Annotated in this window: 13 protein-coding genes and 1 CRISPR repeat array; all 13 genes read right to left on the bottom strand. The window is 59.6% G+C overall.

What is annotated here, in order from left to right:
- Positions 1-116 precede the first annotated feature (116 nt).
- Positions 117-725 carry a CRISPR-associated protein Cas4 gene (cas4, locus tag IE158_RS11655; protein WP_189643882.1) on the bottom strand — a complete coding sequence of 203 codons (609 nt, stop codon included), beginning with the start codon at positions 723-725 and terminating at the stop codon, positions 117-119.
- Between the two features lie 56 nt (positions 726-781).
- A CRISPR array of direct repeats spans positions 782-1,895; the repeat unit is 37 nt; unit sequence GTTTCAATCCTCAGCCCCTCCGAAGAAAGGCTGAAAC.
- A gap of 188 nt (positions 1,896-2,083) precedes the next feature.
- On the bottom strand, positions 2,084-3,121 hold the full coding sequence (locus IE158_RS11650; RefSeq protein WP_189643881.1) for a putative CRISPR-associated protein: 1,038 nt from the start codon (positions 3,119-3,121) through the stop codon (positions 2,084-2,086).
- On the bottom strand, positions 3,118-4,338 hold the full coding sequence (csx2, locus tag IE158_RS11645; RefSeq protein WP_189643880.1) for a TIGR02221 family CRISPR-associated protein: 1,221 nt from the start codon (positions 4,336-4,338) through the stop codon (positions 3,118-3,120). The genes IE158_RS11650 and csx2 overlap by 4 nt, the downstream gene beginning before the upstream one ends.
- Complete coding sequence (gene cmr6 / locus IE158_RS11640; protein WP_189643879.1) at positions 4,308-5,297, bottom strand: type III-B CRISPR module RAMP protein Cmr6; 990 nt, start codon at positions 5,295-5,297, stop codon at positions 4,308-4,310. Before cmr6 ends, csx2 begins: the two co-directional genes overlap by 31 nt.
- On the bottom strand, positions 5,287-5,676 hold the full coding sequence (gene cmr5, locus IE158_RS11635; protein ID WP_189643878.1) for a type III-B CRISPR module-associated protein Cmr5: 390 nt from the start codon (positions 5,674-5,676) through the stop codon (positions 5,287-5,289). The genes cmr6 and cmr5 overlap by 11 nt, the downstream gene beginning before the upstream one ends.
- Positions 5,673-6,488, bottom strand: a complete 816-nt coding sequence (cmr4, locus tag IE158_RS11630) for a type III-B CRISPR module RAMP protein Cmr4 (RefSeq protein WP_189643877.1) — start codon at positions 6,486-6,488, stop codon at positions 5,673-5,675. The genes cmr5 and cmr4 overlap by 4 nt, the downstream gene beginning before the upstream one ends.
- Positions 6,488-7,702, bottom strand: a complete 1,215-nt coding sequence (cmr3, locus tag IE158_RS11625; protein WP_189643876.1) for a type III-B CRISPR module-associated protein Cmr3 — start codon at positions 7,700-7,702, stop codon at positions 6,488-6,490. Before cmr3 ends, cmr4 begins: the two co-directional genes overlap by 1 nt.
- Positions 7,699-9,156, bottom strand: a complete 1,458-nt coding sequence (gene cas10, locus IE158_RS11620) for a type III-B CRISPR-associated protein Cas10/Cmr2 (RefSeq protein ID WP_189643875.1) — start codon at positions 9,154-9,156, stop codon at positions 7,699-7,701. The genes cmr3 and cas10 overlap by 4 nt, the downstream gene beginning before the upstream one ends.
- Positions 9,153-10,307 (bottom strand): type III-B CRISPR module RAMP protein Cmr1, encoded by a 1,155-nt coding sequence (cmr1, locus tag IE158_RS11615; RefSeq protein WP_189643874.1) that lies wholly within the window; start codon positions 10,305-10,307, stop codon positions 9,153-9,155. The genes cas10 and cmr1 overlap by 4 nt, the downstream gene beginning before the upstream one ends.
- A gap of 79 nt (positions 10,308-10,386) precedes the next feature.
- A complete protein-coding gene (gene cas7c / locus IE158_RS11610; RefSeq protein ID WP_189643873.1) occupies positions 10,387-11,283 on the bottom strand; it encodes a type I-C CRISPR-associated protein Cas7/Csd2 in 897 nt (298 codons plus the stop codon).
- Positions 11,280-13,133, bottom strand: coding sequence for a type I-C CRISPR-associated protein Cas8c/Csd1 (gene cas8c / locus IE158_RS11605; RefSeq protein WP_189643872.1), 1,854 nt, complete (start codon positions 13,131-13,133; stop codon positions 11,280-11,282). The genes cas7c and cas8c overlap by 4 nt, the downstream gene beginning before the upstream one ends.
- Positions 13,130-13,870 carry a type I-C CRISPR-associated protein Cas5c gene (gene cas5c, locus IE158_RS11600; protein WP_229839098.1) on the bottom strand — a complete coding sequence of 247 codons (741 nt, stop codon included), beginning with the start codon at positions 13,868-13,870 and terminating at the stop codon, positions 13,130-13,132. The genes cas8c and cas5c overlap by 4 nt, the downstream gene beginning before the upstream one ends.
- 26 nt (positions 13,871-13,896) lie before the next feature.
- Positions 13,897-19,350, bottom strand: coding sequence for a DEAD/DEAH box helicase family protein (locus IE158_RS11595; protein ID WP_189643870.1), 5,454 nt, complete (start codon positions 19,348-19,350; stop codon positions 13,897-13,899).
- Positions 19,351-19,455: the final 105 nt, after the last annotated feature.

The raw sequence follows: 19,455 nt of genomic DNA, 5'->3' as shown, positions 1-19,455 counted from the left end.
TCCCTCCAGTGTGCCCCACCCTCCTAAAAAGTGGGGCCGATGTGGAAGGATTTCGCGTACCACTACCGGTAGGTTCCCTGCGTCTGGATATAAAGGGTATTGAGAAGCTGACGCATTCACTCCTCCAGCGCGGTGGAAAAGGGGTCGAAGCCACGCGGGAAATCACGCGGCGCGAAGGGCTCGCATTCGTCGAACAGGCTGCAAAAGCGGCAGCGGTCATCGGCGGCGGGTTCGGGCAGCACCCGTGTTCGCATCAGCGACTGCACGCCGTCCCGCGCCCGCAGCACCTCGTCACGCAGCGCGGGCGTAAAGGCCACCTCACGCCGTTTGTGGCTGGCCGCGTGGTAGATGGAGCCTTGCGGAATGCTCACGCCAAACATTTCCTCCAGGCACATGGCCTGGGCACAAAGCTGAATTTCGTCCGCCAGGCGCGGCTTGGCTCGGCCTGACTTGTACTCCACGGGAAGGGGCTGCTCGCCGTGCAGTTCCACCACATCGGCCACCCCCCACAGCCCATGCTGCCGCGAAAGTAGCGGCAAGCCGCGCAGGGTCTTGACCCCGCCGCGTTCCTCGCTGCCACCCGCGTGTGCCCGCTCGTGGTTCTGGTGCCCCTTTGCGGTCTGCGCGTTCTCGCTCCAGACCTGTTCTACGTGTATCAGGGCGCACTGGCGCGGGCAAAAAGCGTAGTGCTGGAGGGCTGAAAGCATCACGGAATCATCATCCATACCAAAATGACCTCCTCAATTCTGCTCCTTCTTGTAATGAGGGAGCACAACAGCTAGAGATAAAAGTCAGCCCCTCCGAAGAAAGGCTGAAACATGCCCGCACTGCGCCCAACTGCATGACGAGCTGGTTTCAATCCTCAGCCCCTCCGAAGAAAGGCTGAAACGCCTGCCACGCGCAGTGCAGCCTGCTCCCAGGCAGGTTTCAATCCTCAGCCCCTCCGAAGAAAGGCTGAAACCCGACATGGACCGCATCCAATTCATGCACTGGTATCTGTTTCAATCCTCAGCCCCTCCGAAGAAAGGCTGAAACAGAGCGGCGCTGGCGGGCCGTGCAAATGCTCCAAGTTTCAATCCTCAGCCCCTCCGAAGAAAGGCTGAAACTCAGTACCACAGCCCCCAGACACTCAGGCCAAGTTTCAATCCTCAGCCCCTCCGAAGAAAGGCTGAAACGTGCCCACGTCGCTCAGGCGGCGCTGGTGCTGGTGGTGTTTCAATCCTCAGCCCCTCCGAAGAAAGGCTGAAACTGCATCTGATGAGTCGCCAGCCGCGAAATACAGCCGGGTTTCAATCCTCAGCCCCTCCGAAGAAAGGCTGAAACGCATGTTGGTTGTCGAGATTCAGGGCGACAGCATGGTTTCAATCCTCAGCCCCTCCGAAGAAAGGCTGAAACGCATGTTGGTTGTCGAGATTCAGGGCGACAGCATGGTTTCAATCCTCAGCCCCTCCGAAGAAAGGCTGAAACCGCATGGCAATCTGTGCCACGCTGGCAGTGCTCAGGTTTCAATCCTCAGCCCCTCCGAAGAAAGGCTGAAACCTTCATTCCCGCCGCCGACTGGCTGGCTGAGTACGTTTCAATCCTCAGCCCCTCCGAAGAAAGGCTGAAACTGCTGATTGCGCCGAGATGGTCTTGCCGCTCTTTGTTTCAATCCTCAGCCCCTCCGAAGAAAGGCTGAAACCAGGGGGCACCGGCGGGGATGTCTTCCCCGACGCGGTTTCAATCCTCAGCCCCTCCGAAGAAAGGCTGAAACAGAGCGGCGCTGGCGGGCCGTGCAAATGCTCCAAGTTTCAATCCTCAGCCCCTCCGAAGAAAGGCTGAAACGGGCGGGTTTCAGTTCGCTCACCAGTTCGGGCAGGTTTCAATCCTCAGCCCCTCCGAAGAAAGGCTGAAACAGTTCACCGCCCAAGCGTGTGTCGGACGGCTCCCCGAAAGCATTTTGCGCGAACTCCTCCCGAAAATCCATCCACGCCAGCCACTTCATTCATTTATTTGTCATGCATCGCGTCCCGCACGGACTTTTTGCCTTACGCGAACCTCCCCACCTTTTGGTGTGAGCGAGGGGTTCGCGCGTACGCCCAGTTTAGGGTAGTGCGCTCCAGTCGCCGTGTTCGTAGGCACTCCAGCGAATGGTCTGCATCAGTTCCTGGTAACGCCGTTCTTCGCGGTGGCCCGAAAGCTCCAGCACATGCAGCAGCCCGTCGCGCTCAGTCACGAAGGCCCGCAGGGCACTGTGGCCTTTGGGAAACTTGCTGATTCCGCCGCTCAGGGTTTCGGCGCTGCGTTGCCAGTCGCCCGCTTCTCCCTTCCGTAGCCGCTCTAGCAACTGCAAAAAGGCGGTGCGGGTGCTCAAGTTCTGCGCTTCCAGCGTGGCTCTGGCCTGTGCCGAGAGCATGACTTTCTGGCGCTGGTCGGCCTCGCCCCGGTAGGCTTCCAGGTAGGCTTCTCCAAGCGGTGAGAGAAAGGTGTGTTCGCCGTCCTCTTCCAGCAGCAGGGCCACGGTATCAGGCAAAGCGGTCAGGCGGGTCTTGACTTCGGCAGTAGGGCGCGGCTCGGCGTCTATCCACTCAAAAAAGTCTCTGTACCACGCGAACAGGCTGTAATCCCAGGCAATCGGCGTGGCGGGCAGCGTAATGACATCGTCAAATTTCTCGTGGATGTAACTCACGGGCACCCCAAACATCAGCCCCAGGGCGGTGGCGTAGGCAATCTCGGCCTTAAAGCCGCCTGTCGCGTTGAGGTGAGCGGGTTTGTGGCTGCGGCTAGCAAGGCGGATTTCGCGGGACAGCAGCCGCACCAGTTCGCGCAGGCCGTGCGAGACAAAGCCTTTTTCGTTGTAGCTGAGGCCCACTATGCGCTCCATACGGGTGCGGTGGCCCTGCTCTGCAAAGTAGCGGTTCAGCGCCGCCGCGCAGCGTTCGCTTTCCTCGGTATCGGAATGCAAAAACACCAGGTCGTCGCCCTCTTGCGCCAGACGGGTTACGGCGTTGGCCTCGGCGCTGGCTTCCTGGGGGTTGGCCCGCAGCAGGTCGTAAGGGTCGGTCAGGCCGCTGGGGTTGCGCCTGGGGTTGTTCAGGTTGCCAAGTAAGCTGGTGCCGACGGTAGAAATGATGGTCTTCATGCTTTGGCCTCGGCGGCTGTGGGCGGCTCTAGCTCTAGCCCCAGTGGGCGCACGGCAGCGGGCAGGAGGGACAAAATAATATGTTCTACTTGCTGCGCCAGTGCGCTGGGGTCTGCCAGTTCCTCGTTAAACTCTTTTTTGTACTCGTTGAAGTGGGCAAAGGCGTTTCTAAGCAGCCTAACTTGCTCCTGAACCCTAAAAAATTCGTTCCAGAGTTCCATAGGCTTAAAGTCAGACTGTGCCATGGCATCGGGCTTAAGCCTCTTGGCATCTAGCCAAAGCCCTTGTCCCTGGGGGCGACCTAACTTCCACATTTGCAAAGAACGCATCCATTCATAGGCCAGTTCTATGGCTTGGGCATATTGACCGCCACGAACATAAAACCTGAGTTGGGCGTATTGACTCTTTATCACTTGCTGGTGTCTGTCCTTAAAAGCGTCGTCGCCGTGAGCAATCCCAGAAAAACGGTCTTCAATATGGTCAAGCATCAGGCTCATTACGGGGTGCTGCAGCTTTTGCTTTTTGACCTTGGCAATCTGCTTGCGAAGCTGTTGGGCGTTGCGGGCGGTTTGAATGGGACGCTGAAAAGCCAGAGAGGCAGAAATGTGTTCAAGCGGCTCTTTTAAGTCTTGCAACGACTCCACATCTGGCGTTGACATCAGGGTCGTCATAGGGCGAGCATCGCCTGTGCGTAGGAATTGCTCGGCAGCCTGTGCCCAGTCCAGCAGGGCCACAAACGCCGTGAGGTCAAAAATGGGTGTGGTTTCCTGTCCTGGCTGCCAGGCCCCATAAACCACGGCCCGCAGGCTGACCTTCTTGACGATTCGGAGATAAGACAGGGCCAGCAGGGTCACTACGGGCAGCGACCTGAAGCCGTGCGTCACATCAAAAATGACTTCGGCATCTTCAGGAATCGCGTCGGCAACCGTCTGAAACAGGTTCCAGCTGTCTTCCTCGGTTTCGCCGTTGGCGATAGGAAGCGGCTGATGCTGCGGCAGTAGCTCATGGAGCAGTGCCCCATTTTTCTTCACAGCAAGCGGCGTCACCAGCACCTTGATTTCCGCTTCAGGAAACCACTGTGCCAGAGCAGCGGACACCAATTTGGTGGAATGCGGCGGGTAATCCTTCCAGCAGTAGGTGGCTTCGTGGTAGTCGCCAGCCCCCAGGGTCGTCAGAAGAATCAAACTCACGCCTTCACCTCTTCCAGCGCCTTGCACATCAGCTTCCGCAAGTCTTTGTCATTCTTGGTGCGGGCATCATTTTGCAGCCGCTCCAGCAGTTGCTCCAGCAGTTCCCGGCGCAACTCGGCGGGCAAGTCAGCCCACTGGCCTAGGAAGCGCGGCAGTTCGGCCTTGGTCTTAATAAGGTTCAGACTCTCAACGGCTTTGCGGTAAATCTGCATACGTCCCGCGAAGGCTTTGAGGCGCTCTCTTTCGGCGAGTTTTTCGGGCGCAAGCATTTGCTCGGCCTTGCTGCACTCAAACCCCCCGTACCCAGCGTTGGTTTTGCCGCCCAGGCCCGGATGCGTAAGCCCCCAGCGCAGCAAGTCGGCGGCCAGGTTCGCCCAATCGCTGCGCCCTAACATCGCCACTTCAAAGGTCAGGCCAGGGCGCACGCTCAGAAAGGTCACCGGGTTGGGATCATCGAAGTCAGTAGGCCACTCCTTGCCGCTAGCGTAATAGTCAGGGTGGTGAACAGTGATGGTGTCCAGTTGAAGCGTTTGCCCCTGCTCAGGCTTCAGCCATCCGTCCAGAAAATGCACTGCGCCCGCCTGACCCACTGAGCCGAATAGTTCATCCAAATCCTCTTGAGCCATGCCATTTTTCAGCGCAGCCCGCAGTGCCAGCCCCTTGAGCGCACTGGCGGGCAGATAAGGCACGCCGTACGTGTGGTGCAGCGTCAGGCCCACTTCATACGCCGAAGCGTTGCCCAGCCCAATCGCCAGCGGGCCGAGAGTGGTGGCTTCAAAATGGGTGGCTTCCAGTGCAGCGGCGGCTCCCTGAAAGCGTTGAAAGGCGGCGAGGTAGTCGCTACTGGCCTTGATATTCACGATGTCTTTGAGACGACTGAGGAGTTCCACTTCCTGCCCGCTTTTCTTAGGCGGAGTCAGGCGGGCCAGGGCATGACCCGCGTGCGTTGCCTCTGCCAGCGGAAAACTTCTGAGGTCAGTCCGCATCGTTCACCCCGTCGTCGTCGCCCAGGATAGTCACGGCAAAGCGGCGGTGGTAATTCCATGCACCCAGCACACGGCGGGTCAGATGCATGTACTCGGTGGCGGAAACCGTCTGCACGTGTTCTAGCACGTTCTCTCGCTCCAGAATCGCGCCCACCTGTCGCAACAGTTCAGCGTGCCCTTTGTCTTTTGTCTTTTTCTCGGCGCTGAAGGCCAGGGCCTGAGCCAGCCCCACCTGCATGACCAGCGCCGGGAACTGTTTGGCGCGGCGGGTAAGCAGGGCATGGGCCTCCGCGTCTTTTTCGCGCCGCTTGAATTCGCTTATCAATTCCACGGCCCGTTTCAGGTCGCGCTGGGCGTGGGTCTGGAGCTGGGCGGTCATTTGCCGACCTCGCTCACTTGCAGCAGCCCGCGCCCCACCGTGCCTTTGCCGCCTACCTGCAACACCTTTGTGTCGGCAGGCCAGGCCCCGCCAATCACAAAGCTGCTCAGCAGGCTCTCGGCAGGCAGGGTTTCCTCGTACCAGAGTGCGCCGCTCGCCACGGTCTTGGCTTCGGCTTCCAGGCGAATGTGAGCGCTGACTTCGGTGGCCGTCTGCGCGAAATAGCTGAAGACATCGTCTGACACCACGGCGAGGCGACTTTGCAGTTCCTCTATCCCCGCCCACGCGCTGAGCGTCTGCGCCAGTTGCTTGGTGGCGGGGCACTGCACTTCTTTCAGGTCGATGTCCTCAAACAGAACTTTGCCGCTATGCACCAGTGCGTCTGCGGCCAGGTGCACCTCGGTTTCCTCGACTACGTGGGGAAATTCAGTCAAATCCAACCCTAGCTTCAGCGCCTGCATGTCGCGGACGAGGCGGCGAATCACCAGCGGACAGGTGACATAGGCGAAGGTGCCCTTGTACGAGCGAATCGGCAGGGCAAGCAGGCGGGCGTCGGTAAAGGTGAGCCGACCCGCCGCGTCCAGCGAACCGAACTTTTCGTTGGCAGCGTCACTGTAGTCCCCGTTTCGCAGCACGCCTTTGATGCTGCTGGCAGGCAACATCGGAAAGCCCGTGGCGGCTTCGCGGGCAATCGGCAGGTCAATGATGCCGGTGCCGCCTTGCCCCGTGCCGCTGTGAACGGGCGTCAGGGCGTGCCACAGCAGCAAAGTGGCTTTCGTTTCGGATGTCTTCGTTTCTGTTGCGTTCGTCATCATTCCCACACTCCCCATAGGGCGAGGCCGAAGCCGTCGCGCTGGTCGTTTTGGTCGTCACTGAGTGGCTTCATCCAAGCGTTCAGCCACGTTTCGCGGTCAAAGTCTTTCTCCACTTCAAGGAAATACACACTTCCAGCAGGCACCGCCCAGCGCACGGGCTTGGGCTTGTTCTCGCGCAGATTCCAGCCGCTGACGGGCACCTTGCGCCCCACCGCCGCGCCCACGAGCCTTGCGCCACCCGTCATCAGCGCCTTGATGCCAGCGGGCAGGCTGTTGCCGTCGTGTTGGGCGGCAGCATCGGCATTCAGCCCCAGCCACGCGGGTTTCCAGCCGTCAGCAAACAGCGCGGGCGTGGTCAGCAGGAAAAAGATTTTTTTGCGTTCTGGGCGCAGCAACTCCTTCTTCACGGCTTCAAACTCGCCCAAGTTGGGCCACTGCCGCTTATTGCCCACGTCGGTCAGCGCCACCGGACGCCGCTCTCCGCCAAGATGCCCGATGGGGTCAAGCGATTCGGCCACATCGGTTTTGACGCGCAAGTTCCAGCGGTGGTACTGCCCGCCCGCGCAGTCCTCGAAGCTGCGGTAGGTCACGCTGAACAGTTTTCCGTCGTCGCCTACGCCCTTTTCGCTGTCCATTGCCAGATGGGTACGCTCGTCCACGATGGGGCCGTGCACCTTCTCCAGTGGCGCGGGCATCTTGCCGAGCAGCCAGCTTTCGATGGCGTCTTTAGGCCAATAGGCATAGCCGCTTTCGGGCTTGAAGTTGCTGTCTGTTTCCTCGTCAAATTGCAGCGGCAAGAGGCCGTCCGGCGCGTCGGTGCTGCCATTTTCAACTTCTCTGGGAAGCGAGCGGTAAATCCGTCCCGATTTGTCCACCACCGCATTGAGTGGCGCGGGGAACATAAACATTTCGTCCCGCTGCAGGGCTGCATACACCGGAACGCCGTGCAGTTCCTGCAGGTGGCGGTGCAGCGCGACGTCGTCTCGCCAGTTCCAGCCCTGCCGCCCGCCCAACTGGGTGCGGACAAAGCCCGCGAGGGTGTGGGGCAGCGGTACGGGTAGGCTCTGGGCACGGGTTTCTTCGCCGCCGCTGCCAAAAGGTCTGCCGTCGCGCAGCAGCAGCGGGGCCAGCGGGTGCAGTTCCAGAAAAGGTCTGCCGTCGCGCAGCAGCAGCGGGGCCAGCGGGTGCAGTTCCAGAATGGTGTCGCTCATGCGCGGTCTCCTTCGCCGGAAAGAAAGCGAGCCAGAATCAGCATTTTGGCGAAGTTCTCCAACGCCTCGGCACTGGCGAAACTCATCTGCACGAGGTCTTCGGCACTCAGTTTCTGCCCCTCGGCGTCGGACTTGCGGGCGGCGATTCGCCTCGCCTCGGCACTCAGCACCTGCGGCTCGAAGCCTGCGGGCCACTCGCGTGCGAGTTCGCGCAGTTCGTAGGGCAACCCACGCGGGAGCGGTTTTCCCTGCCAAAACTGAAGCTGTGCCGCCAGCGGCCAATGCCCCCCGACCTCCAGCGGACTGCCGCCTCGTGTATGTAGAGCGACACACAACGCGTCTTTGCCGTCTACGCGCTTGGCGACCTTTTCAGCGGCGCGGGCCTGCCCCAGCGACGTACTCAGCGGCTCGCGGTAATGCACGATGGCGAGGCCCGCCGAGAGGGTGCAACCTTCCGTCTGCTTCCCGAAGGCGTCTCGCAGCGCCTCGGCACATGCCAGCGCCCGCGTCAAGGGCAGCAGCGCCAGCACGTCGTCACCGCCCGTGTAGACGGCGAAACCGTCATGCTCGGTCACGATGTGCCGCGCCTTCGTAGCGAAAGCATCGAGTGCTCGAGAAAAATTCTGATGGGCTTGCATTCCGCCCGACTGCTCCAGAGCCTCCAGCTTTGCACCCATGTTGTCGCCGTCGGCTACCAGAATCGCGTAGTAGGCGTAGGCCGGGCGGCTATCACCCTCGCGTTCAGGGTCTTGGGGCGGCTCCTGCTCTTCGGGGAATTTGGCCCAGTGCGCCAGTTGGTGGGTGTCGGGAACCTTGCCCACCTCGGTGCGTCCCCACTCGCGCTTGAGCAGCGAAATGGCGTCCAGATACTCGGAGTCTTTCAGCCCGAGTCTTTTCTGAAGTTCGTCGGGAATCTTGCGGCCTTTTTCCAGCCGAAAGACGCAAGCGAATGCAGGGTCGAGGGGCGACTTGGGCACGTCGTTTTCATCGTGCTGGCTAAAGCTTTCAAACTCGCGCAACGCTTTACGGCCTGCGAGCAGCTTCTCCACCTTTTGGCGGTCTGCGGCGTAATCGTCTTTTTCCTCGACCCACGCAGCATAAAACTCCAGAAAATGCTCCAGTTGCGCGTCCGCCCTCTCGGGGACGAGGTAGGCCGTGAGCCTGCCCGTGACGCGCCCGAACTCGGCTTTCAGAAAGGCCGTCGCCGCTGCTTTGGCTACCGCCGCGTACTCGGAGGGGTTGCTAGGCACGCGCACCAGAATTTTGTTGGCTCCGTCACTGCCTGTGTCGGCAGGGAAAACAAATTCTGCGCCGCCTCTGGTTTCAATCGCCCCAACCGCTTCTCTGACCACCCGCGAGAGCAAGGTAGACCCCGCGTACAGGTCGGCGGTTTTGCGGGCCGCCGCTATAAATTCCTGCACTGGGCCGATAGAGATGCTAAGGAGATAGGTCATAGGTTGACCCCTTGCCAGCCCTCTTCCCTAGCAAAGTCCAACAGGGCATCACGGATGGGTAGGCCCGCGAGCGGTTTGATTTGGGCCAGTTCTTTTGGGGACAGATTGATTTCGGATGTGGTAATGGTGTGACCTCCCTTGAGTTCAATCTCTCCGCCTTCCCAGACATCGGGGCTTTGCAGCAGCGCCAGCAAGGGCCGCCACTGCCCGCCGACCTTGACTGCTTTGGTGATAACGGGTGAAGCAAAACGCTGCTTGCCCGTCACTTTGCCTTGCAGGGTCTGGTCGCTCGGTTCGCCCTGTCCTTGAAAGTGAAAGATGATGGGCAAACCCAAATTGGCACGCGGAAACCCCCGCACGGGATGAATGGTCTGGTGTCCGTATTGGCGGGTGATGTCGCGCAGCGTGTCGGGTTCGGGATAACGCGAGCGGCCCGGGCGGTTGCGCTCGCGGCCCTCATTGCGGCCCATATGGACACCCTGCCGAAAATCTCGGTACAGCGCCACGGCTTCGGCCCAAGCCTTTACCGCGTCATTTTGCGCCCTGCTCAGAAAGTAGACTTGCGGCAACGCGGTCAGTAGGCGCTCGCCTTTGCTTACAGCTTTGGGCGGTTTGGCTTCGCCTCCTACCAGTTCCAGACTGCCGCAGCCCCTGCGCGTGCGTGAGCCGATGCCACCGAAGAAAATCCAAGCGTGCAGCGCGGTTTCTACCTGTGGGCGTAACTCGGGCGGACAAGTAATTTTGACTTTGAATTCAACGTCAATAGCTCGCGCCGCCTCAATACCTTTTGCTCTCTGTTCCTGAAATGGAAAAGTAGCGTAACTCATATAACGAGGCAGGGATGGGAAATATGGCGCACTGGCTTTTTGTTCGGTGACTTCCACCCGCACCTTACCCGCTCCCTCAGTACTGCCCCAAATCTCCGATTCGGCCTCATACAAGGCTTTGGCTGAGGCGTACCCAGCGCCTGCTGTGGCCCGCCACCAAAAGCGCAGGTGTCCGCGCACGCTGGCGGCCCGCACGGGGTTTTGTTCGTTTGCTTTGCGAGTCTCTGCTCCACCGCCGAACATCGGGGTAATGGTTTTCAGGTGGACGGTGAACGACTCTAGCGCGGTTGTAGGGGTGAAATTCGGTGCTTCTCGCTGGGGCATTCTCGGCATGGAACCTCCGATGAGGGGCCGCCCAGAAACGTGAAAAGAGGCTTCTGGACGGGAGAAAGAGAATTCGGCTTTACTCGGTGACGCGGGTCAGTGTGACGCCCTGCGGCAAGTCAGTGTCTTCAACGGTTACCGCATAGTCTGCCCACTGGCGAGGGGCGCTGACATCCGCCGAGCGGCTGACTTTAACTCGGTCAAACAGCTTATGCGCGGGCGCATTGCCCAGCGGCGAGGAGTGGCTGAAGACGTATAGGGCGCGGCAGGCGGTCAGGCCACGCGAGGCGCTGCGGTCTAAATCCCACATATTGACCAGCGCCTGCCACAACACTTCCAGGTCGGCATCGTCAAAGCCCGTGTCCCCAGCGAATGCAGGGACATAAAAACCGTGCGCGACATACAGCCCGTAGGGAATGTAGGCTTTGCGGCCCATCGTGCCGCTGCGGGCGGTTTCGTCGTCAGCGGCCTGCTTGGGGTCGGGCTTGGTCAGCGCTACGCGGGTAATCGCGGCGTCCAGCCCCAAAATCGGGTCGACGCTGCGGGCAAAGGTCAGTTGGACGGGACCGCGCACTTGCCCCGCGTTGACCTCGGTGCTCATGACTGCGCCAAAGGTGCGGATGTCGAAGAAGTTGGCGCACATCCACTTTTTGGCTTCCTGAATGTCGGCCTGCTTCTTTTCTTTGGGGTCTTTGCCCAGCGCCGCATATGCCCGCTGGTGTTGGTTGTTCAGAATCGCGCCCTGCTGGACGTAGATTTTGTAGCGTTCCTCGCCACCCTTGAGCGCGTCCACATAGTTCCGCACCTTGCGCTTGAGGGCCACGTCGGTCACGATGCCCAGCCCCGTTTCGGGGTCAACGCGGGGCAAGTTTCCGGCATCGGGGTCACCGTTGGGATTGCCGTTGGTCACGTCGAAAATCAGCACGAAGTCTTGGCGGTTGGCGGCGTTGAGGTGGGCGGGTTTGGGGTCGGTCATTGGGCATCATCTCCTTGTTGGGTCAGCAGGGGGGGCTGTTGGTCGGCTTTGATTTTCTTGGCGGCGCTCCGTTCGCGAATTTCAGCACTGATGTGCGCCCGCTGGTGGTAGTACCCCAGCGCAAACAGGGCCTGCTGCGGCGTGGTCAGCGGCTTGGCGGGAATGGTGGCGAGGCGGCCCATCACGTCTTCCAGTTCACGCTGTTTGGAGAAATAGGCGGGTTCGTTCTCCTTGCGCAGCTTTTGCAGGTGCGCCTGCGAACCTTGAATCAGGCGGCCCACCACGGCGTAGGGGGTGGTGCTCATTGAGCCGTAGAAGCGGTCGACGAGGGTGGTGTTCACGCCTTTCATCGCAGAGGTCTGAATGTCATCCAGCACAGCCAGCAGGCGGCCCAAGTGGTAGGCGGGCTCCGGCTGGTCGGGGTTGAGGGCGTCCAGCGTTTCTTTGTCCATATTTAGCTCCTTGAAGTTGTTCGAGAGCAGCACCATCTTGGTCAGGACGGCGCGGGGGCGGGTGACACGCTGCTCGGCGCGGTTGCGGGCGGCGAGCTTGGGCAGAAAGGAACGTGGCAGAGGCCGCCCCGTCAGTGCGTGCTGAATGAGCGCGTCCACGTCGGGTTCGGGATGCTCTTTACTCATGTCGCGGTACAGGCCGCTGACAAGTGTGCGAACGTCGTAGGTCTCGGGGTCGGGGTATTTGCTGCCTTCAGGGTTAATCGGCGTGAGGCTCTGAGCGGCAAAGAACTCGGCCAGATGGTTCACCATGTCCTGAACGGTGCTGGTCAGGTGTGAGCGCACAGCCACGCGGCTGCCGCTGGGGGTCATACCCACCATGAAAAAGGCCGCGCCACGTTTTATGCCTGGCTGCTGCCCAGTGAAAAGGCTCCACAGCGTTTCACGGACTTCCTGCGGCCTGACCTTGCGCTCACGCTTTTTGCCGAAGCCCAGTTTGGGCGGGTCATTTTCCAGCAGTGGCCCTACCAGCGGAATAGCCCCTTCGCCTGTCCAGAAGGCATAGGTGACGCCGCCCAGACGCATACGGGTTTCGGGTGCGGCCAGCAGGCGATTCAGGCCGTTGGCGTACTGTTCGGCGGCTTCCAGTTTGATGGGGGCAATGTTGGACTGCTCCAGGCCATATGACTCGAATGCTCTGGCATTGGCGCTGACGATGTTCATTCCCGCGACTTGCCCGCCCAGAATGCCTTTGATTTTGACGGGTTCCGTTCGCATGACGGCCCCAAATTCGCCCGTAATCAGGCATTCGGCCTGGACAGAGTCGGGGTCTGCCTCTGCACCACTAAACTGCTCGGCCCAGAATTGTTGCACGGCGGAAAACGTGAGCGGATTTTTGCCGTCCACGCTAAACATGACGTTCATATCGGGCGCAAAATCTGCGGACAGATGCTCGGCACGGAATGCCTGCGGGTCAAGGTCGGCCAGGAATCTGTCAATGGCTTTCAGTTCGTCCAGTTGCGTCTTTTCTGCCGCCGCTCTCACAAGACTTCTGAAGGCTTCCCGCCGCGTGACTGTGTTTTTATCGCCCTCTCTTCGGGCAATGCCTAGCGCATATTCGGCGTTGTCCATCAGCAGCTTGGCCTTTACCCCAGCCGCACGCACAACGCTTGGCGCAGGCAGCGGCTTCCCCAAGTCCTTGCCCTTGCTTTTGCCACTGCTGAGAAGCTGAACATCCCGGAAACTGCCGTCGGCGTGCAGCCTGACTTCATAACGCACGTTTTGCAGGGCGTACATGAAGGGCAGCTCACCGCTCGACTCAGCCCCAGCTTCAGCCGCCTTCTGGCCTTCCTCGCGCATCCTAAGTTCGTAGTCGCGTAGCTGTGACAGCAGGCTCATGGCTTCACCTCTCTGGGTGCATACAGATGCGCCGGAACGCGCAAAATGCCACCTTCTACCAGTTCGGCGTCAAAGAAACGCGGCGTGGCGTTGCCTTCGATCCAGCGCACCCCCTCCGCGTCGTGCTGGCGGTATTTCAGGCGGCCTCTTTTGGCCCCGGTAAATTCCATGTCGAACAGCATTCGGCCCAGACTCAGCTTGCCTGCGGCTTCGGCATACTCGCCGCCCAGTTGCCGCACCACGTTGGCGGGCTGCTCGTTGCCATCTGGCAGGCCAAAAAAGGCGCTGAATTCACGGTTGCCCAGATACGGCTGGTGAAAGGCTTGCCCCTTCTCGGCGCGGCGGGTGAACATCTCGGTGTACTTCACCAGTGGGTCGGCGGTGTGCGGTTTCAGGACGATTTCGGCGCGGATGATGTAGGCCACGTCGCGCAGAATCAGGGCGTGGCGCTGCGCCCTGTCCTCCTCGGCGTAAAAGCCGCCGCCACTCGCGGCCCAGGTCTTTGCCGCCCGCTCCGAGGCGCGAGAATTGACCTCGTTTCGCAAAATGCTCTGGCGCTTGACCTCGTTCAGAACGACGATTTCCCGCACCTGCCAGCTGAACTCGGGTTTCCAAAAAATAGCTTCAAGGACGCCCCGCGCCGCTGAAGGCGTCATCACGTCATAGCTGACGCGCTCGGCCTTGTTCTCGGGCCTCGTGAAGCAGGCGTAATCACTCCAAACTTTCAGCTCTAGCACATGGTTTCCTCCTCGCAAAGCAAGTGTCATAAGGCGTCGGATGGACGGCGCAGCAACATAAAGGGGCTTACACCTTCGCTCACCTCCCCGAATTCAGAGGCAATCTGATGTGTTGTAACGATGTCAGGATGCTCAGAAGTCCAAAGCGGGTGGCGCAGGAAGGTCAGTTTTTTGCCTTGCTTGGTGTTGCGCACAAAAATGGGGAGAGGCGAGTTGGTGTCTAATGGCTCAAACTGAAGCTGCGTGAGACTGTTCCAAATGGGACTCTCCTGACCTTGGTAGAGATTCTCCCAGTGGCTTCCCCGCAGTGAAAGCGGCGCTGAGTGGTGAAGAAGCTCGCCCATATCTAGTGCCAAGCGCCAATCCAGGATGGGATGAAAAGCCAGATTGGTGTAATCCCGCAAGCACTGAGCGCAACTGGCGTCACATTCGGCGGCGTGCGCCTCCCACTTCTGCCGCAGGGAGCCGCCCAATTGCGCCAGAAGCTGCCCAAAAACCTGTTCATTCCCCAGGTGGCGGGCGTATCCCGCGCCATTTTCCAAACGGTCACTCAAGAAAGCACTCGCCAGCGCCTGACCGTTCTCAACACCCACGTAGAGGCCGCCATCCAGCTCGCCACTCTCAATGTCCAGCATGACCGCAGCGGCGTCGCGTAGGGCAAAAGCGAGGCTGTACCAGGCTGCCCGGCCCTCTACCGTATCGGAGGGGGCTGCGTGATGAGCAGGCCACTGGCGGACGCCTATGCCCAGCGTATCCGTGCGGCGGCGTGAAAGTAGCGCAATGCGCTTACTGCCCTTCTCACGCTGTGCGGCGGGCTTGGCACTCAGGTCGGCACTGTAAGCTCCTTGCAAAGGCCCTGCCCCGAAGTCAAAGCCTCCCCTTCCTGCGTAGTCATTGAAGGTCAGCACTTCATTCTGAGCGTCGTTGGGAGCGGTGGTGAGCAAGGCGTTGGTTACCGCTACCTGCTCACCACTGAGAACCGCGACGGTGGGCCGCGTCGTGAAACCACGTATTTCAAAAAACCCACTGTAATCTTTGGGTTCCCCACTGGCATAAAAGTGCCTCGGTTCACGGGCGTCCATCACGTGCAATTGCTCCTGCCCACAGGTCGGACAGGTCATTTCCTCGCCGATATGACCCGCGAAGGCTTCTTGTTCATGAATGGCGCGGCAATGCTTACAGACGCCGAGAGGTCGGGGGTTTTCTTCGGAAAGCGGCGGATAAAATCCCGGCTCTGCCTTGGCAAGGCCACGACCACTGGGCCGCAGATTGACCACGCCTACCGCTTGATGCACTCGTTTGTCGCGCACGATTTCGGCCCCAGGCGCGAAAGCACTGATAGCCAGGTCAAGGTCGCGGTCAACCACATTTTTCGGTGGAAAATTGACGCCATCAATTTGTGTCAATTTGTCCAGGTAGAGCAGTCTGGTGCGGGTCGGGAAACCGAACATCGGCAGGAGTCCTTGATGAGCCAGGCGCTCGCTGAGATGATCCTGAATCAGGTGCTTATCGTCCGCTACCTCGTCAATTCTTTGTGGCAAGGTGCGAAGGTCTTCTAACGCCTGATGCACGTCTTCTGTAGTGAGTCTGGTGCAGGTGCTTAATTGCGCCGCCAGGTGCCGAATCTCCGCCCACTGTTGCGGGTCAGCCAGAAAAGCTTGCAGGTTTGCCCGTTTGCCATTCGGGTCGGTACGGGTTTCTATCCACTCCTGAACAGAACCAAACTCGCCATGAACACTATCCGTCGTAACAGCGCTATTTGCACCAATGGCGCGGCGCAAGACTTCCTTGTTCAGGACGCGGCGGAAAATCGTCTTGCTGGCTGTGTCTACATAGGGCGGCGGCGGCGCGTCACCTGTCATGGCTTCGGGGCGGGCATAGTAGTAGCTGTCGTGGGTGCGGCCTCTGCACAGGGTCACGGCGAGGCTCAGGGCGTGCCCACGTCGCCCCGCCCGTCCAACCCGCTGCTGGTAATTGAAGCGGCGCGGCGGCATGTTGCTCATCATCACGGCGCTCAGGCTGCCGATGTCCACCCCCGCTTCCATCGTGGTGGTGACACTCAGCAGGTCTACCCCTTGCGCCCGCTCGTTTTCATTTTCCAGAAATACTTCCTGGAAATGCCTCTGACGCTGGGCACGGCTCAGGGTGTCGGTCTGCCCAGTCAGTTCCTCGGCGTTGAGCCTGAAAGACTGGCTCTCGGCACGGGCGAGATAGGTGTAATAATCGTCGTCCCACTTGCCCTGCGGGTCGGGTAAAACCTGACCTCCGCAGTGAATACACACGCCACCAGCGCGGTGCAGATAGTAGGCGCGGCACTTTTGACAGCGGAAGCCGCCGCCCTGGGGGTCATGTGCCGCCAGAACAAGGTGGTCAGCACTTACAATCAGGCCGTTGCCACTTTTCTCGGCCAGGTTATGAGTCAGCAAGCGCTCGCGCATCTGCTCCTCGTCCTGATTGATTTGGGCCAGGTATTTTTTGGCTGGTGCAGGTAAGTAATTTTGAGAGCCAACTTCTACGAACTCCGAGTTGGCGTAGCGCCGCTTCACCGCCAGAAAGCGTACCAGAGCGTCGGCAGCTTCCTGAATATCTACCGAAGCATTGGGAATGGGGGCGATCACGCGTCCCTGACCGATGCTTTCCAGCGTTCTGACCTGATGGGTAAACAGTACCATCATGATTTCCACCAGCAGCAGCGCCGAAAGATGCTCCGCATGGGCTTTGGCTTCAGGTTGGGTAGTCTTGGCCTTCACACCGTCGGGTCGCCACAAGAACGCCTCATGCCAGGGACGTTCGGAGTTGCCCTCTTTGTAGTGGAGGGCCGCCAAAGTATTTCCACCTGGACAAATTCCTTGTTCCAGCAATTTGCCAAAGACGGCGTCACGTAACTGTGCAATAGGAATCCGCGAGGGATACTGAGTGAGAAGTTCTGTGATTTCTTGCTGCGCTACTTCCGGTAGTGGTGCATGAAGGAGGAAAGCCAGCAGTGAGGAGGCGTTAGGACGCAGCATAAACTGCGCTGCTTGTTGGGCATCCGTGGGCAAAATAGTTTTTTGCGCTGCTACAGCCAGGGCAGGGTTGATGGCTTGCAATTTTTCCAGGGCTATGGGGTTACTCTGGGTCACTGACTGAAAGTTGAACCTCACTGCCGCTTCCAGGTCGGCGCTGTACTCTTGCAGGGTTCCCAGGAGAGCCACACGAACCATGTCGCGGAAATGGTCGCGTTCCATACCTGCGGCCAGCCGCGCCGCGTCCTGCCTGCTGTCGCTAAAGACCACCAATTTGCGCTCTTCAGGGCTGACTTCACGCATCAGTGTGCTTGCCAGCACCTGAGCCGCTTTTTGAAAGCCCGTGCGGTGGTGCCTGATGGGTGTTGGCAAAATCTCACGCCTGCGGTAGTCACTATCGCAAGCAGGGCAAATCGGCGGAAAGGCGGACTCATAGTCGGCGTCTGCTGCCTGGCGGCTGACTATGGAATACAGCCAGACAGGTTGAAACTGATTTGGCGATTCACCTTTGGGAAGGCGGGGCACAATGAGGCCAGTCGCTTTTTCCAGGTAATGGCTTTGCCACCTACGTTCCCGCCTGTTCCAGTCGTAGTCGGGATTGGCGGGCGTGATGTCATGATTTTCTACGGGCCAGAGTACGGCGTAGCGCCCGTAGGTGCGGTTGTCCATCTGGTCGGGAATGCCTTCCAGGTCACTGCGGTCAGCACTCAGGATTTTTTCTTTGTCATGTGTACTTTTGCGGTGCGCTCCAAGAAATACCTCGCCGCACACTTCGCAGACCAGCAGGTCAAGGACACGCGAACCACAGTCGCAGGTCAGGCGGTGGGTGCTATGAATGCGCCCGACTTGGGCCTCTGCTTCACCTTCCTGACTTTGACGCCCACACCCTGCATTGACACAAACCCACAGATTTTGCACGTTCTGAAAAAAGAGGTGGGCGCGTACGGCCTGTACGTGTTTGGTGCTGGCAAGAGCGAGCAGGGTGCCGCGTAGCGCTTTGTCTGGGTCGGCATATTGGGGAAAGAGTTTGGCTGCCAGATTAATGGAACTGGTCGCCCTGACGCCCAGTTTCTCATCCCAGCAGGCGGCCCGCAGTGCTTCGGGAATGTCTGCATCTTGAAGGCCCTGAGCGAGGTCAGGACTTCCCAACCGCTGACCAAGCTGATCTTTGGAATCTTCACGGATGGCCGTTTTGCCAGAGTCCAGGTCGGGTGCGGGATTTTGCTCGGCGAACTCGGCAAAGGCCGCAGCAAATTCGCCCAGGTCGGGGGTGCGCTTTGGGGGTACTTGCGGCGTGCCAATGACTTCAAAACGCCTGGCTTCTCTGCCAAAAAACTCGCTCAGGAAGGCTTTGCCATTTTCGTCGCCTGACAAGCTGGCCGAAGTTGCCAGAATGCGGAGCTGCGGGCTATCAGGCTTCAGGCCGAGGCGCTCGAACAGCAGACGCAAAATATAGGAAACCTCAGTGCCAGGTGTGCCCCGGTAGGCGTGCAGTTCGTCTACAACAAGATGGAAGACGTGGCTGGGGTCGGCGGCGAGCCACTGCTTTGTTTGCTCGAACATGCCCTGTTCAAGTGCCCGCATCAGCATGATATTGAGCATGGAATAGTTGGTAATCAGCAAATCGGGTGGCGTTTCTTGCGCGTCCCAACGGCTCCAGAGTTCGCCGCTTTCTGGATTGGGGAAATGGTATTGGTGGCCTCCGTTGTGGCCTCTAAACTTTTCGCTCACCCTGCGCCACTCGGCTTCACGTTCCCGCAGAATCTCCCGCAGCTTCTCGGTGCGCTTTTCGTCTATGGGGCCTGCTAAGGGGGCGAGGCTGGTGTAGCGCCCAAAAGTAAAGCGATTGCCTTTCCGTTCCCTGTCCATCCAGGCCGTCACTTCGGGGGCGTCCAGTACTGAGCGCAGGCGGCGCAACTGGTCTTCCACCAGGGCGTTGAGGGGGTAGAGAATAAGCCCGCGAATGGCATGTGGGCGGGTGCTGTGGCCCCACTGGGCGAGCCGCTCACCTTTTCCTTGCCACCAGGAGTGCTCCTCTGGTTGCGGCTGTGGCGCGGGCCACTTGCGGCTTTCGGCAGCAAGCGCAGCGAGGAGTGGCAACATAAAAGACTCGGTTTTCCCTGACCCTGTCCCCGTTGTGACCACAACGTCTTGACCTTCCAGGCTGCCCTGCAACGCTTGCCACTGATGCTGGTACAGGGTGCGCCCGGCTGGGAAGAGGGGGCCAGCCAGTGGCGCGAGGTCGCGGTATTCAGTTCCCAAGCTCTTTGCGGCGGCTTCTAGCGTCAAGCCGCTGCTAGGGTAAGTCGGCACAGGCTCTATCAATGCGGGCTGGGCCAGTGTCCCCACCTCTTGCAAAAGCTGGCGGCGCTCGGCAGCCAGACCCTCATATTTCAGCGGGAAGGCGCTTTCTACATACAGGCGATAGATACGCTCCAGACGACTTTGAATGGCAAGCGGGTCATTCATCTGCATTCACCGAAGTAGATAGAGAAATGTTTGAAAGTGGAAGGTCTAGAGCATTTGACATAATAAGAGGATGAAACGTGTTGGGGCGGCTGGGTATGGGAATGACTTGCG

Source organism: Deinococcus piscis, assembly GCF_014653275.1.
In the GTDB taxonomy this organism is placed as follows: domain Bacteria; phylum Deinococcota; class Deinococci; order Deinococcales; family Deinococcaceae; genus Deinococcus; species Deinococcus piscis.
The sequence above is the reverse complement of the archived record's forward strand: the minus strand, read 5'-3'. Positions and strand labels throughout refer to the sequence as shown.